Raw genomic sequence first — 15,719 nt, 5'->3', positions numbered from 1 at the left:
TGAATATGGATTTAGGCAATGTAAGTCTGAGTTGGGATGGGCCGATTGGAGGCTGACTCATTACTCGGATATCGAAAAATGGTGGTCACTTGTCTGTAGTGCTTATTTGCTTGTTACTTTGACCACTGCTCCTTTTAAGTATTCAGCAATAAGTTCGCCGACTCCAACCTCAGAAATTTTTAGGTCTTCGGTCACTCAACATCCTCATTGGAATCATCAAACGAATTGGAAGAGCGCGTTAAATAATCTTCAATTACTCCTCCTACCGATGCTCGGTTTTAATTCTATTCTCTATTGGTTACAAGTGTTTCCTATTCCTCAGTTATCTTTGGATTTAAATCGATTAATTTCTTTTATAAATCGGGCCTGCTTCGCTCTCTTCCCTCTTTCGGATGACGTGGATTTCTTATTTTCCTCTGCCTAGAGTGACAGAAGAGGGTTAGAAGGTAAGCACAACAACCTTGGATTAAGTCATCAAAACCCAAGCTGAATGAATCAGCGACAGTGAAATAGATCGGGAATCCGTACAACAGCCGATCCGACCCTGGGAAATCTTGAAAATGGGGATTGTCTGAAGCTGAGTTTCCTGTGGCGATCGGAACGGATGAAAATGCCGAGCGTCTGTAATTAATAGAGATTAGCAAAAAAGCTTTTTAAACCCAAAGGGGAAATAATCTATGCAACTACCCACTCGCCCCCTGATTGCTCCTTTATTCGCGGTCCTTTTAGCCGCGATCGCCCCCCAGCGACTTCATGCAGAAGTGGTCCAACTGCAACCCCAGCTCAGTAACGATCCCATCCAACTCCAAGGGACATCCGGTGGAGTGCAAAAAAGTGACTGTGGCAGCATTTCTGAGCAACCGAGTCAAACCCTGGAAGTTTCACAGCAGTTTCCCTATCTCCGGTTAAGAGTCGAGAGTGCTGGAGAACCCACGTTATTAATTGAAGGTCCCACCGGGCGGTTTTGTGTGCTTGCGGATAGTACCGCAGGAGAACAGCCGGAAATGTCCGGTTTATGGACCGTTGGGACTTATCAGATTTATATTGGAGACCTGGCGGGAGAACAGCATAGCTATACCCTCTCAATCTCCGAAAAACCCAACTAGCTGGATTCCCCCAGTTCGCGGTTGAGTGCGGATTTAACCCGTTCGTACTCCATCATGAGTTGGGAGAAAATATCCGTGACTTCTGGGGGAGGGGGGGTATTCGCGCGGTGATGCGATCGCCCGATGGATTCGAGTTGCTGACTCAGATCCGCCAGACTTAGCGCACCGACTGCCGCACTCGTTGATTTCAGCGAGTGCGCTGCTTCTTGCAGTTCAAAACTATCATCCTGGGCGATCGCCACCGTCAGCAGGTCAATCAGCTTGGGAGACTCCTCTAAATAAATCTCGATTACCTCTTCAAGGGCCTCAATATCCCGTAATGACGCTAACGTTGCCGGATTCAGAACCGGGTCAGCGATCGCCGTTTCCGGGGAATCCGGGGGGTCTTCAGAATCAGACCCCGATAATTCAGACCCGTGAGCCTCCCAATTCCCTGGAGATAAAGTCGGAGTGCGATGGGGAGAATGGTCCGCATCCACCAGACACAGGGCCAAAGCTTCCACCAATTCCGGCATTCGGATCGGCTTACTGATATAGTCATCCATCCCCGCTTCCAGACAGAGTTCGCGATCGCCCTGCATCGCATTCGCCGTCATCGCAATAATTCGCGGGCGGTGGGGGAGTCTGCCGTCAAGCGCATCCTGACAAATTTGGCGAGTCGCAGCCAACCCATCCATTTCCGGCATATGCACATCCATCAAGACCACATCGTAATGTTGGCGGTCCAACGCTTGCAACACTTCAATCCCATTGCCTGCCACATCAGCACGATACCCCAACCGATGCAAAATTTGCAGCGCCACCTTTTGATTGACTAAATGATCCTCCGCCAACAAAATGCGTAACGGTTTGTGTTGAGCCATCTGGGGGTCAATGGCGACGGCGTTCAAATGAACCGGACGAGACAGAATCGGCACCCCCCCAAAAATTCCCGCCAACACATTGTACAGATACGATTGTTTAATCGGCTTATTCAGAAACGCAGCAAAGGGGACCTTATCAGGCAGATCGACTTCCTGTTTACCAATCGAAGTCAGCATCACCAGGGGGAATTCGCGATTTTTGACAATTCCTCGGATGTATGAAGCTAGAGTAATGCCATCCATTTGAGGCATCTGCATATCCAGAATGGCAATGTCAAACGTTTCCGAATTTTGCAGCCAATCCAGGGCTTCCCGGGCGGAACTCGCGGCCTTGGGCTTCATGCCCCAAAACAAAGCTTGACGGGTTAAAATCTGGCGGTTTGTGGCATTATCATCCACAATCAGCACCCGCTTACCCGCCAAAGAAGGTTGAGTGCCATTCAGGTCCACGGGCAATGGATTGACCGCTGGGGTTGCCATCACCGTGAAATAGAACGTAGATCCCGTGGGTGGGGTATCGGCCTGATCCGATTTGGAATCCGTCAAGGTAAAGATACTTTGCTCCGGGTCTGGTATTGGGGAGGAGGGTTCCCGCACAGAGGAGGCGATCGGCCATTGAAATGCCGGGTCTGGGTCGCCTCCGACTCCCTCGCCACTGACCACCCACATCCGACCCCCCATCAATTCGCTCAAACGCTTGCTGATGGCTAAACCCAAGCCCGTGCCACCATATTCGCGAGTCGTGGAGGAATCCACCTGGGAAAAGGACTTAAATAGCCGATTCATCCGTTCCGGGGGAATGCCGATGCCGGTATCGGACACAGTAAATTGGATTTGACAGGGGGGGTTGGCGGTGTTGAGATCTGGGTTGAGCTCCTTGGAGTGATGACCGTTTGCCGTCTCCTGATCCTTGAGGAGTAAACTGTCAGTTCCGATTCCTCCGGCCTGTTGCGGAGGAATGGCCGAGGCACTCACCGAGACCACTACTTCCCCTTTTTCAGTGAATTTCACCGCATTACTGAGCAAATTTACCAAGATTTGACGGACACGGGTGACATCGCCGATAATCATTTCCGGAGTCGAGGGTTCGATCAGATAGGCCAACTCGACGCCTTTTTCCGCTGCTCTGGAGGCGAGTAAATCTAGGGAATCTTCAATACAAGCGCGTAGGTTAAAGGGTTGCTGTTCCAGGTCGAGTTTCCCGGACTCGATTTTGGAGAAGTCGAGGATATCGTTAATAATGGTGAGCAGGGCATCCCCACTGGCGCGGACAGTTTCGACAAAATCACGCTGTTCGGGGTTGAGGTTTGTATCCAGGAGTAATCCGGTCATGCCAATCACGGCATTCATGGGGGTGCGGATTTCGTGGCTCATGGTGGCGAGAAATTCGCTTTTGGCACGAGTGGCAGCGAGGGCCTCATCTCGGGCGCGGGCTAAATCGGCTGCGGCAGCACGACGCTCGATTTCACTGCCAATCCACTGCGCCATCAGTTTGAGCAGTTCTTTATCGACGGCTTTAAACGGGCGTCCTAGGGGGGTGCTACTGGAAAAGCTGAGAGTGCCATAGATTTTGCCCCCAACAATCACCCGAGTTCCGATATAGGCTTCTTGAGGAAAGGGGGTTTGGGTGGGATTGTTGTGCCAGCGCGTGACACTGACCGATTCAAAATAGAGGGGTTCTTTGAGGCGGAGGGTTTCGCGACAGTAGGTTTGACTCAAGGAGAAGCGATCGCCGGGTTTGAGAGTTTTGTCCGGGGATTGAACCGCCATGATTTCATAGCGATCGCCTTTAATCCGGGATAAAATCGCCACAGGCAACCCAAACCGCCGTTTTCCCATGATCAGCAACCGTTGCAACCGTTGCTCAAAGCTGAGTTTACGGGAAGAAGTAATTTTATAAAGCGCTCTAATCGAGGCTTCACTTTCCCGCAGTTCCTCATCGGTTTGATGGCGTTCGGTGATATCCCGGGAAATGGCGACTAATTCTTCGATTTCATCAGTTTGGGGATTGCGAACCGTGCGACTGGTACTTTCAAACCAGAGGTAATGACCATATTTATGGCGGATCCGGTAGCTAACGGTGTAACTGACTTGACCCTTGACCATTGCTAAGTAGGATTTGGTCAGGATTTGGGCATCCTCGGGATGGAAAAATTCATAGAGGTTACAGCCAATCAGTTCATCGGGTTCATATCCCAATAACGAATGACAAGCCGGGGAAACGTAAATAAACTTGCCTTTTGGGGTATGGCGGGAAATCATATCCGTGGAGTTTTCCGCCATCAAGCGATAGCGTTCTTCACTTTCTTGGAGTTTATACTGGGACTCTTGCAGAGCTTTGAGCATCCCGTTGATGGTCATTCCTAAACTGGAGAGTTCATCATGACCCGCAATTTTGACGCGCATGGACAGGTCCCCTTTGTCCCCGATGCGTTCGACTTTTCGGCTGAGGATTGTCAGTCGCGAGAGGACTAATTTTTCAAATAACAGCAGGGTTAGACCACTAAACCCGAGACTCACCCCTAACAGAGACCCGATAAAATAGCGGACGCTGGTTTTACCTTTGGCGTAAATCTCGCGATTGTGGTTGACTTGGAGTAGCAAGGGGGTATTGCTGGCGATCGCCGGGATGGCGGTATAGGCGGCCATTTTCGTCTCGCTGAGGGCCTTGACCACAATGGGCGATCGCCGCCGATGTTGCCCCAGATTCATCGAGGTCAAGGGTTGTGAGGGATTTGGGGATGGGTCAGACCCCTCTAACTCGGTTCTCACCGCGTCCAGTTCCGGTGGCAAAGCGCTCATCGGATACACCAAAAGGGATAATTGGGTCAGGTCCGCGAGGCGATCGATTTCCTGCTGATTCAGAAAGCGTCCCACCCATAAAGTCCCCCGGTACGGACCCTCTCCTTGACTGGTGAGAATGGATTGGGCGGCAATCAGGGCCGGTCCCTGGGGGAGGAGGACAATGCCACTGAGGGGGTAGTTGTGGTGTCCGGTTTCGGTGAATTTTTGCTCAACTTGTTGTTGATAAGCCGAGGCTAAATCTTGAATGATCCCCGGCATGGGGATTTCCGCCTTTTGTTGGAAATCAAAGGCTTTGCTAAAAACAGGTCGTCTTTGTTCGTCCAGAATCAGCAACAAATTCAGCTTTAATTGAACAAAGGTTTCATTGCCAAAATTGGAGTTAACATAGTTGGGATCTCCCGGGGTAATAAAGCTGTAAGTGTCATCCCATTCCGCATGATAGCGAGCGATGGATTCCAGTTCGTTAAGGGTCTGCTGGAGGGACTGCAAGCCTCGGACTGCATCTTGGTGGACGACTTTCTGTTCTAAGTCTTTGAAGTCTCCCAGTAAAATACTCGATGCTGTAGCGTACAGCACGACATTTAGACCTAACAAGGTCGTGCCGACTATAATCAGTATTTTCTTTCGCAATTTCATAGAATGCTCACACCCTCATCTTCGTTACTCAACCGATCCACCAAAACGGGAGTTCCGGCGAAGAAATCGTTTATGTTGGCATAAACTACTTGCACAAAAACAAGAGTGGCGCGATCGCTCCATAATTCTATAGATCGGTGATCTGTTCGCTATATGGCCTACTGTATCGCCTAGGAAAGGAAGTGGCGGCATCCGCTACCCCCTAGGACGTCGGTCTCTGATTTGCTCAACTGGACCAGAAACCAAGTTTCTTGTCCAAATTTGCGGCTAATGAGTAGAGATGTTGTCAAAGAAAACGGTTTCTCTTTCCTCTACTATACTGACGCCCTAGGCCCGGTGTGAGCCCTAAACTACAGCCTCATCCTTCATGGATCGATCGGCGATCGCGTATCTTGCCCAGGGGGTCGCCCCTGGGTTGAGGTCCTGTTGATCCGGGGTACCTTTGTCAGCTCGATCATCCCGTTGCCGGACTGGGGGAGCCTCAGACCTATAATGCCCAATCCATCTCCGGAATCAGCATCATCTGATTATCGCTTATGGGTCCAGGTAAGTAAAGAATCCAAACCCTGTAAAACCCTAGGTAGGTCCCGCAGTCAAGTCCGGTGAGTTTTCAGTAATTGTGCAGTTTGCTCGGGTTCCACGAGGGTGTTGGCACAGAGGATTCCCGATGCTGCTACCGCAGGAACCCCAATGCCGGGAAGGGTGCTATCCCCCACTCGGTATAATCCGGCAATGGGGGTATGAATACTGGGAAATGTTCCTTTTCCAGCGGCGATCGCTGGACCATAGGTGCCTCGATCGCGCCGCAGGAATTTGGCATGGGTGAGGGGAGTGCCAATCAATTCCAAGACGATGCGATCGCGTAGATCGGGAATAATCCGTTCTAAGGCTCGAAATAACGATTGGGCTCGCAGTCGCTTCCGGGCTTTATAACTGGCATCGGACTGCCAAGACTGGTAGGGTTCCATCGTATAAGCATGAATCCCATGATGTCCCGGTGGGGCCAGTTTGGGGTCCCAGACCGAGGGAATGGAAATCATACAGGTATTCCCCGGTTCGGTGAGGTCGCGATCGCCATCATGAACCACCACATGATGTCCCGTCAGTCCGGTTAATCCTTCGGCTTTAATCCCCAGGTGCAAGTGCATAAAGCTATCTAAAACCGGAGTTTCTAGGGCTTGACGGCGATAGGTCTCCGGGAGGTCCTCCGGTGCGAGCAGATGGGTATAGGTATCCCAAATTGTGGCATTAGAAATGACAATCGGGGCCTGGAGGAGGGTGCCATTTCGCAACCGCACCCCGGTGACTCGCCCTGCTTCGACTAAAATACGCTCCACATGAGCATTCAGGCGCAGTTCCCCTCCCCATCGGGTTAATCCCCGCACTAGGGCCTCAATCATGGCGGTACTCCCGCCAATGGGATAGTCGATGGCGCTGCGACTGCGTTCCCCGAACATAAAGGCCACTTCTGGGGCGATCGTGCCGTGCGCTTTGAATCCGGAGAGTAAGAAGCATTCGAGGTCGATTAAACGCCGCACGAAGGGGTCTTTCACATCGCGATCCACGAGTTGACCCACGGACCCTTGAATCTCCCGAAGATGGGGCAGTAATTGGAGCAAGGCGGGCCAGTATGACAGGAGGACGGGGAGTAGCTGGCGATCGCTGCGTAAGATTAAAGTTGGAATGCCTTTGAGGGCGTCATACAAGGACAACATCCGCCGTTCAAACCGCTGGAGTTCTTGGGCTCCCGTGGGGGTAATGGCGGCAATTTCCGCCCGATAGCGATCGCAACTGCCGTAAATGGGCAGGGTAATCTCCCCGAAGTGATAATGTCCCAAGGGGTCATAAGCGATGGTTTGCACCGCTTCTCCCAAGAGTTCCAGGACTTGGCGCAGGGGGTTGAGGCTTTGGGAATCTCCCAATCCACAGTAAAAGGAGGGTCCGGAGTCGAAGTGAAATCCCTGGCGAGAAAACCCATGCGCTGCACCTCCGGCGATCGCATGACTCTCACAAACGAGTACGCGCTTGCCATACCGAGCGAGTAAGGCTGCTGTGACTAATCCGCCAATTCCACTGCCGATGGCGATCGCATCATACTGGGTCATCTGCCTGTTCTCCCTGATTTATTCCCTCGTGGTTTGATTAATGGGCGATCGGTTTAATTCTGCACATCCCCATTCGGCATCGTCGTCTGGCTAAATATCGCCCCAGCCGTATTAGCGCCGCTCATTTCTGCTCGGATTAAGCTCGCTTTAGTCAAATTGGACCGCATTAAATTCGTTCGGGCCAAATATGCCTCACATAGATTCGCCTCGTTCAAGAGCGCATGAGACAGATTCGCTCGACTTAAATCCGTCCGGGACAGATTCGCCCGGGTTAAATTCGCCCCGGATAGGTTGACTTTCCCCAGTTTGGCATCGGTGATGATGGCCATATCCAGTTTAGCTCCCTCCAAATTCGCCTCGCCCAACTGAGATCGTTCCAGCTTGACATTTGTCATACAAGCCCCGCTCAAATCCACATAGGACAGATTGGCATCGCTCAAAAACCCTCCGTTGACAATCGCTGAGGCCATTTTTGCCCGTTCCAAATTCGCCCCGCGCAAGTTCGTTTCGGTCAGATTTGCCCCACTTAAATCCGCCTTCGTCAAGTCCGCACCGCTAAGGTTGACTCCGCGCAAATCGGCTCCGCGTAAATCCGCACCCCGCAAGTTCGCCGCACTGTAGATCCGCCGTTCCTCCCGGAAATTGGCCCCGCGCAAACAGGCTCCGCGTAAACAAACCCCGCTCAAGGTGGTTCCGCGCAAATCTGCATCGCTGAGGTTCGCATCCAGGAGATTGGCTAAATTGAGGTTCGCTTTGCGAAGATCGGCACCTTGGAGGGTCGCCCCATGTAGGTCCGCATCGCTGAGATTTGCACCGGAGAGATTGGCTTGATTGAGGTTGGCACCACTGAGTTTGGTACTGACTAAGTAGGCGGCACTCAAGTTGACTCGGCTCAAGTAGGCAAAAATCAGGTCCGCTCCGTGGAGGTCCGCTCCCCGTAATTTCGCTCCAATCAAATCCGCCCCTCGAAGGTTTGCTCCCCAGAGACTGGCTCCGTTAAAATTAGTTTCTCCGGCTGTATAGCGTCGCAATAATTCTTCGACATTCATCAACATTATCCCTCTTTCCCCGCTTTATTACCCTGACATTAATTATTGGATTTAGGGTTGCCCTTGTTGTTTTCGGTTGGTCTTTAAGACGCCGAGTTATCTTCTCGTTCAATGGGTTGGTTTCTTTCCGCTTCTTCTAAGTTTATCAGAAGTTCTAGGAATTGAGAAGTAGCCTGTTTGACTTGGGTAATTAAATCTCCCATCGTTTCATATTTGACTGAAATTCCGTCTTCAATGTCCAGGGGTTCGAGTTCTTCGCTAATTTCCCGTTCGAGATGATTTAAGCGATTTTCAATAAATTGAACAATTTCTTCCACACTTTGGGTTACTTTAAGATTTAGTTTTTTCTCCAGTTCTTGTTTTTGTTGAACTGGATCGATTTTTTTGAGGGCGCTTAACGAAAATTTGCGCTCGCTGCCGTTCAAATTCCCGGAATTCGACGAGATGGCTGGTAACACTTCGCTCAATATATCGCTACTGTCCAGACTGTCCTCCATAATCTCACTGTAATCGTTATCGTCATCATCATCCGGGATGAAGTCTTGATTGGCACTGCTATCTTCTTCGGTTGCCGATATCCGGGGTGCAGCATTCCAGCGATCGCTCCCCGGAGCGATCGAGTCCGGGAGAGGGGGGAGTTGTCCGAGGTGGGAATATAACGGCGTCATGTACTGCACAATCACGCCAGCAGATTGATAGTTCTCATCCGCTTCTGGGAGGTTTTTGGCGGTTTCATATAAGTGAGATTCGAGAGCGTCAACACTGGGACAGAGTTCATAAATTTGCTGGAGCAGTTCGTCAAGCTGGATTTTTTTTAAGTTGAGCCAGTCTTCATCCCGATTAAATTCAAAGAGGCGATCGAGTGCCGAAAATATCAGGATTTTTGCCCGTAATGGACTCGTGTGCTGAACGACTTTGAGCCGCAAATCAAAGATTTTTTCTCGCGAGATGAAAGTTGGGGGTTCAGGCGGATTCGGAAGGTCAAAGTCAGTCTCGTTGGTAAAATCAGATACAATGACCAGGGTGTTTGCTAGATCCGGTGGGGGTGGAAAATCCGATAGTCCGGACTGGGTTGAACCATCTTCATAAAATTTACCCAAACTGGAAATTAAAAGTTTAGCAACCAAGGCATATTGTTGCGGTTTATTAATATTGCTGACGATTCCATCTAAAGAAAATTTAAGATTGTCTAAAGTCCCGGTTACTTCGCAGACTTCAATAATGAGGTCCCGTAAATTCAAAGCCGCCAGTAAGTCCGCATTATTTTCCCATCTTCCCTGACATAGACAAAGCATTAATTTTTTAATGCGCGTTAGATTGGCTTCCTGCTCTAAGTTGCGAATGGTTTCATCGAGCAACTGTAAATTTTTCATATTGGCCTCCAAATGTGTATTGCCAATTAAGGACTGAGGTTGACTGGGAAAAGAAGCTACAGGCAAAGGGTTACAGTTACTTATTAAACCATGAGATGGAGGGGGACTAAAGATTTTTTCAATTTTCTCAAGGGAACTGTCCCTGTCCTGGGCGATCGCTTCTTCTCCACCCCAGTAGAAGGGGTCTGGGGTGTCCATGAGCATGAGGGGAGAACACCCGGTTTCTCAGGGATAAATTGGGGTAAAAGTCCCCACTATCGCTCCTACAACCGCCTTTTTGAACCGGAATACTTTTGAGGATGCCGATGGGTTAGGTCAATGAGGGGTTTTACCCCTACGGATCCTCAAAAAAGAGGAGGGTTCTCTCTGGCGATTGATCGGTCTTACAATGCGATCGCAATGGCACCGCAGTAGTCAGACAATTCCACTCGCTCCATAGATTCATTAATCGGAGTGGCGGAGATCTAACATCTGAACCCAATCTATCGACGCGCAGCTATTTTGACAGGTATTGGTGTGATTCCAGCAATATTGCCTCTTCCACCGAACCCTAGAACTCTCTTCTCCCTTATCACAAAGTTTTATAAAATATACAGGACCCGAGGACATAAGTTTATGAATAAATGGCTAAAACAGTGAGGGATAACCACGACTGCAACATCTCTAAATTTATCTTGCAATACTTATACAAATACCCCTATTAAAATTTTTATCAACCTTTGTAGGGGTTATCTGTTTTTTAAATTATTAGGTAACCTCTTCCTATCAACCGGATTAAAAATTAAATTTATTGTAAGGTCTGGTTGACTGGACAGTGAAAAGTTCTGTATAACCCCAAGTTGGTCGCTCATTGGGCCTCAGAAAAAATGGACCGGCATAAAGCCAGTCCATAAGTCATACTGGTAAGTATTCAAAGCTTAACCAGTGTTATCATTATGCCCCCCTTTGAGCGAATTTACCTTCCCTCCAAAGTCTACGGCCTGCATTCAGCCGTGAGGCGGCGTTTGAATGGTTAGCGATCGTGGTCTGGGGGATTTTGTTATGCAACCGGACCCCTGCCATCACCAGTTATCTGAATGCAGTGGGACTGAGTGATTACTACTATGGGCACGCTCTGCATTGGTTTCACGCCACAAGTTGGAGTGCCAAAACATTATCGCTCCGATGGCATCAATGGTTGATTTCTCATGAAAATGTCAAACGGTTGAAGGGTCAACCTATTTATGTTGGGGATGGCATTAAAGTGGCGTTCATAAGGCCGAAAATGCCCCTCGTTAAAAAATTACACCAAGAATCAGGTAATGTGAGCAAACCGGAATGGATTCGGGGTCATTATTTTGGAGCTTTTAGTCTTTTATTACAATCTGGGGATTCTTTAGTTGCTGTCCCGGTTACGTTCGTTCCTTCAAGATGGACTTCAACCTGATGTAAATTCACCGACCTTAGTTGATAAAATGTCTGGCTTATGTAGGGCTTACATGAAAGCTGGAAGTTACGCCATCTTAGATGCCTATTTTGCTTCAAAAAAATTAATTAAGCAGTTTCGGGCCGCTTCAATTCATTTAATTACCCGGGTCAAGATTAATACAGTTGCCAAGCATCCGTTACCACCGTCCCCCGTGAAAAAAGGTCCCGGCAGACCTCGCACTTGGGGACAATCACTGGAATTACGCACATTATTTAATGACCCAAATTCTTTAAGCACTGAATCGTTATCGCTTTATGGAAAGAAACAGAAAGTCAGTTATCGTACAATAGATTTACATCTTCGTCTGTCCCGAAAATTTAGCGCGTTTTGTTTTGGTATTGTGGCCAGGAGGAAAACCCAGCATTCTGCTTTCAACAGACCTGGATTTATCGGGAGGAGAAATCATAACGGCTTATAGTTGGCGGTTTAAAATTGAAGTCAATTTTAAGACCTTAATCGAACTTTTATCTGGCTTCAATTATCGGTTTTGGATGAAAAATATGGCTCCATCTTTCCGAGAATCTAAAAATATGAATATCCAAGAATACCCTGATAAAGACCGGGTGAATATCCAAGATAAAATAGAAGCATTTGAAAGGTTTGTTAATCTAAATGCTTTAGTTTTAGGGATTTTACAAATTCTGAGTTTATCCATGCCATCGACGATTTGGCAAGGTTTTTCGGGTTGGTTCAGAACCGTACCTAGCAGTGGTTACCCGAGTGAGCAAATTGTTCGGCTTACTCTACAACAATCTGCCCCTTCTATTTTAGCTGAAAGTCCACCCAGCTTACTTTTGACAAAATTCCTTCAGGCCAAAGAGTTATTCATGCATAACAACATACACAGACGCATTGGACCGTTAAAAGCCCCTTGATAATGATCTCATAGAACTTTTCACTGTCCAGTCTGGTTGATTAAAGTCACAGATTTTAAAACTCAATCTATACCTTTCATGTAAATTTATTTTTTATCCAAAAAATAATAGAAAAAACCTACAAAAAAATTTCTTCCCCAAAATTTATTAAACAGCTTCTCACTTATGGATAAAATCTCTCAATCATTAGTAACCTAGCGAAGCTCCATATGAAGAAGTAGGCCCGCGAAGTCTAAAGCGAAGCGATGCCGCCAGTTTGAGTTGACACATGACACACAGATGAGGGGCGCAACTGGGCTCCAGTGACAAACGGCAAGCAAGACGCGCTATATAGGGTTTGCTGAAAAAGTTATAAAAAGCAGGGGGGGTAAATGAACAAGAGGCCCCTCTGACTCCACCAATAAACATGGCTTTACTTCGATTCTTCAATTCATAGCTAAAATTAATGCTTCGGCATAAAATTACAAGAGTTTGGAAAAATTGACACAAAAAAAGACAGTAAAACTGCCTGAGCAGTTTTACCAGGTTGAGCACTAAAAACGTAAGATTAATAGAGGTTTCCGAAGTCTTAGATAGTTTAGACATGACTAGATTCAGACTGAATCTTCTTTTACCCTGTCCAAATTTCCCTTCAATTTCATTGCGAATGCCCTCGTCTTCTTGTGCTTGCTTTTTATCTTGAAGGCTAACTTGGGTTCGCGGTCTCCCTAATGGCGGACCGCGCTCGTCTAATTCCTCTTTCTTTACACCAAGCTCTATTGACTCGGGTGCGATAAATTTTATCGGCGTGAACCGATTCCGGGTAAAATCCCGTCAATTCTTTATACGCCTCTACTTGACTAATAAAATCTTCACTTTCATTATAGTTTTCCTTTTCTTATTTTTCAAGCAATACATACCCTTCTACACAACTAACTGATAACTTCGCTCCGAATTCCGTAGGACTTCCTGCTTTACCTCGGACGATTGGACGGACATGAGGTTGTGTTAAACTGACAATCCGATTGTCGATTCTTTTTTGATTATTTGACCACATCAAATCCTGTTGACGATAAATTTCTGCGGAGACTAATAAATTCTTGTATTGCCTTCTGCTTAATAGTTCTAGGCTGGCTATTTTTTCAATTAGCTTGTCAATATGTCCCAAATTACGTTTGATATATTGCAGTTGTTTTTTAACGACTTCTTTCCTTTTTTTTTCAGAAGACTTCCTTTTTTTTGCAAAATTCAAATAATCTTTTCTAGCCTTTTTTCTGTAAGTTCTTGGTTTTTTGTCTAAATTATCCTTCAGGGACTTATATAATAGATCTATGATCAGTTCGGTGGTTTTTCTCGCGCTTATTTAACAGATCCACATCCGTGGGGTATTTGATATCGGCAGGGGCAACCGTTGCATCCATTAATAGCCAGCCTCTATTTCCTGGCGGTTTTTCGGCTTCTTCTAACTTTTTTGTGCTGGGGTCCTCCCAATTGAATTCTAGACTTTTTTGGACAATTCGGCGATTAATTTTTTGAAGCAGATCCGAACTAATTCTCTGCCTAAAATGAACCATCATTGACGGGTCAAAGGGTGCTTCATTTTGATAGCTATTTCGTCCAACAAAATACTGCAAATAAGGATTCTTTTGGATTTGTTCAACTGCTGTACTGATACCCAATTTTTCTTTGATAATTAAAGCAACCAGTGCCATCCTAAAAGATTTGGCTGGTGCCCCCAATACTTGCAGAAAAATTCTGGGCATATTCTGACTCAAATTCAGACTCCCGGAATTAGCAACGACCGAACTATCCAACGATTGTCTTCACACAGCTGGCCCTCAAAGGGAAGTTCAAAGGATCCTTCTGGCCCCAGGGCTTTTTGTGATTTTCGATACATTTTCCCTTCACCGATGCACAACAATTTCCAATTTTACCCCTTTTTCCTGTCTTTTGTGTCCGGGCAATACTTGTACAAGCCTTGTAACATCAGCGTTTCGCTTTTTTTCAGCAAGCCCTATATAGTTGTTTTTCTAAAACTGTCCGGACTATGGGAGATCTAGTCTGAAAAGATGTTGTATTTATCTACGTGACCGGGCGACCCTCACCCTAACCCTCACCCAGTGAGAGTGAGGGTCGCCAAGCCACTCTAGCTGACTCTTACAGCGACTGGCAGGATGTACCTTGAATCATCATTCATATAGACTCAACCGTTGTTAAACAATTTCCAATCAATTTGTAACAATCAAATGGAACAACAAAATATTCCATATCTTTCTCCTCAAAATTGCTCTGCTTCTGAAAAACTTAAAATTAGCCAACTTTCCCGTTCGCAGTTCCAACCCCGAAGCTATTTCGATGAAACTGCAATGGCGGAACTGACCAAGAGTGTCAAACAACATGGAGTGCTCCATCCGATTATCGTGCGGCCTATCGGAGAAAGCCGTTATGAATTAGTAGCGGGGGAACGCCGATATAAAGCAGCCAAAGCAGCCGGACTCAGTGAAGTGCCCGTTGTGATCCAAACACTCAGCGACTTAGAAGTTGTCCAGTACGCCTTAATGGAAAACTTGCAACGGGAAGATTTGAACCCGATGGAAGAAACAGAGGGGATTTTGCAACTACTGGAACTTAAGCTAGAAACGGACAGACAATCAGTAATATCTTTACTGAATCAAATGGCTAAAGCGAAAAGAGGACTGGCGGACAGCGCTGTCCGCCAGGAAGATCAGCAAGTGATTGAAGCCGTTTTTCAAAGTATTGGCAGACTCTCTACTGAAGCCTTTAGAACTCATCGGCTTCCTCTGCTTAAACTGTCTCCGGAAATTCTTGAAGCTTTACGACAGGGACGCATTGAATACACAAAAGCCAAGGAAATTGCTAAGTTGGAGTCTGAGGAGGAACGGGTGGCACTCCTAGAAGCAACGATCGCCCAGTCCCTCTCCCTGCGACAAGTGCAAAAAATAGTTAAAAAAAAGAAAACCCCTAAAGAAAAAGACCAGTTACAAACGGAAATCAACAAGATTTCTAAACGCTTCAGCCGCTTTAAGGCTTGGAACAATCCCGATAAACGCGCTGAAATAGAAGAGTTATTCAAAAAACTGACTCTTTTGTTATCTGAGGAATATCAATAATAATCTTGAGGGTATTTTCGTAAATTTTCAGAGAAACGGGACAGGAAATTTAATTTTCTGTCGCGTTTCTATTAGACGGAAGCTGTCTCTTGTTGTAGCATCTTGGCCAAGATAATGTGCGTCTTGCTGGGCTTTAAAATATTTACTTGTTTAGAATAATTATGGAACAATAACCAATATAGGCCATAGATTTATTTTGCAGCCAAAGTATATGTAGTTAATTTTTAGGGGTTTATATTTGACGAGAGAATAAGCCCTGCGGATTTTTCAATGCACAATCAATTTTCTTTCCAGAAGATTTAAATGAATAAAATTTCAAAAAAGTAAAA

Annotated in this window: 9 protein-coding genes and 2 pseudogenes; 6 read left to right on the top strand and 5 right to left on the bottom strand. The window is 47.0% G+C overall.

Annotated elements, in window-relative coordinates:
• Positions 1-424: pseudogene (locus tag NG833_RS01055) on the top strand (IS701 family transposase); the annotation flags it as partial.
• 253 nt (positions 425-677) lie between these two features.
• A complete protein-coding gene (locus NG833_RS01050; protein ID WP_254563479.1) occupies positions 678-1,106 on the top strand; it encodes a hypothetical protein in 429 nt (142 codons plus the stop codon).
• Here the strand turns inward: NG833_RS01050 and NG833_RS01045 are convergent.
• The 4 genes from NG833_RS01045 to NG833_RS01030 all read right to left on the bottom strand — a co-directional run bounded on the left by NG833_RS01045 (position 1,103) and on the right by NG833_RS01030 (position 10,135).
• Positions 1,103-5,410 carry a response regulator gene (locus tag NG833_RS01045; protein WP_254563478.1) on the bottom strand — a complete coding sequence of 1,436 codons (4,308 nt, stop codon included), beginning with the start codon at positions 5,408-5,410 and terminating at the stop codon, positions 1,103-1,105. The two genes, NG833_RS01050 and NG833_RS01045, sit on opposite strands and share 4 nt — an antisense overlap.
• A gap of 593 nt (positions 5,411-6,003) precedes the next feature.
• On the bottom strand, positions 6,004-7,515 hold the full coding sequence (locus tag NG833_RS01040) for an NAD(P)/FAD-dependent oxidoreductase (RefSeq protein ID WP_254563477.1): 1,512 nt from the start codon (positions 7,513-7,515) through the stop codon (positions 6,004-6,006).
• A 53-nt stretch (positions 7,516-7,568) separates the two neighbouring features.
• On the bottom strand, positions 7,569-8,564 hold the full coding sequence (locus tag NG833_RS01035) for a pentapeptide repeat-containing protein (RefSeq protein ID WP_254563476.1): 996 nt from the start codon (positions 8,562-8,564) through the stop codon (positions 7,569-7,571).
• Positions 8,565-8,647: 83 nt separating this feature from the next.
• Positions 8,648-10,135 carry a hypothetical protein gene (locus NG833_RS01030; RefSeq protein WP_254563475.1) on the bottom strand — a complete coding sequence of 496 codons (1,488 nt, stop codon included), beginning with the start codon at positions 10,133-10,135 and terminating at the stop codon, positions 8,648-8,650.
• Positions 10,136-10,958: 823 nt separating this feature from the next.
• On the opposite strand from NG833_RS01030, the gene NG833_RS01025 reads away from it, so the two are divergent.
• From NG833_RS01025 to NG833_RS01015, 3 genes are all read left to right on the top strand, one after another.
• Complete coding sequence (locus tag NG833_RS01025; RefSeq protein WP_254563474.1) at positions 10,959-11,363, top strand: hypothetical protein; 405 nt, start codon at positions 10,959-10,961, stop codon at positions 11,361-11,363.
• 52 nt (positions 11,364-11,415) lie between these two features.
• Positions 11,416-11,823: a hypothetical protein gene (locus NG833_RS01020; protein WP_254563473.1), complete on the top strand. Its 408-nt coding sequence runs from the start codon at positions 11,416-11,418 to the stop codon at positions 11,821-11,823.
• Positions 11,824-11,935: 112 nt separating this feature from the next.
• Positions 11,936-12,280 carry a hypothetical protein gene (locus tag NG833_RS01015; protein ID WP_254563472.1) on the top strand — a complete coding sequence of 115 codons (345 nt, stop codon included), beginning with the start codon at positions 11,936-11,938 and terminating at the stop codon, positions 12,278-12,280.
• A 423-nt stretch (positions 12,281-12,703) separates the two neighbouring features.
• On the opposite strand, the pseudogene NG833_RS01010 reads toward NG833_RS01015, so the two are convergent.
• Positions 12,704-14,156: pseudogene (locus tag NG833_RS01010) on the bottom strand (IS5 family transposase); the annotation flags it as partial.
• A 349-nt stretch (positions 14,157-14,505) separates the two neighbouring features.
• Here NG833_RS01010 and NG833_RS01005 point away from each other — a divergent pair.
• Positions 14,506-15,390, top strand: coding sequence for a ParB/RepB/Spo0J family partition protein (locus NG833_RS01005; protein WP_254563471.1), 885 nt, complete (start codon positions 14,506-14,508; stop codon positions 15,388-15,390).
• The last annotated feature ends 329 nt before the right edge of the window (positions 15,391-15,719 follow it).

It is taken from the genome of Oscillatoria sp. HE19RPO, assembly GCF_024220515.1.
Classification (GTDB): domain Bacteria; phylum Cyanobacteriota; class Cyanobacteriia; order Cyanobacteriales; family Laspinemataceae; genus Laspinema.
This window is presented reverse-complemented; position numbering and strand designations above follow the sequence as displayed.

Coding starts and splice junctions, on each gene's coding strand:
- NG833_RS01045 (WP_254563478.1), bottom strand. CDS start 5,410: ATGAAATTGCGAAAGAAAATACTGATTATAGTCGGCACGACCTTGTTA.
- NG833_RS01040 (WP_254563477.1), bottom strand. CDS start 7,515: ATGACCCAGTATGATGCGATCGCCATCGGCAGTGGAATTGGCGGATTA.
- NG833_RS01020 (WP_254563473.1), top strand. CDS start 11,416: ATGAAAGCTGGAAGTTACGCCATCTTAGATGCCTATTTTGCTTCAAAA.
- NG833_RS01015 (WP_254563472.1), top strand. CDS start 11,936: ATGAATATCCAAGAATACCCTGATAAAGACCGGGTGAATATCCAAGAT.
- NG833_RS01035 (WP_254563476.1), bottom strand. CDS start 8,564: ATGAATGTCGAAGAATTATTGCGACGCTATACAGCCGGAGAAACTAAT.
- NG833_RS01005 (WP_254563471.1), top strand. CDS start 14,506: ATGGAACAACAAAATATTCCATATCTTTCTCCTCAAAATTGCTCTGCT.
- NG833_RS01030 (WP_254563475.1), bottom strand. CDS start 10,135: ATGGACACCCCAGACCCCTTCTACTGGGGTGGAGAAGAAGCGATCGCC.
- NG833_RS01050 (WP_254563479.1), top strand. CDS start 678: ATGCAACTACCCACTCGCCCCCTGATTGCTCCTTTATTCGCGGTCCTT.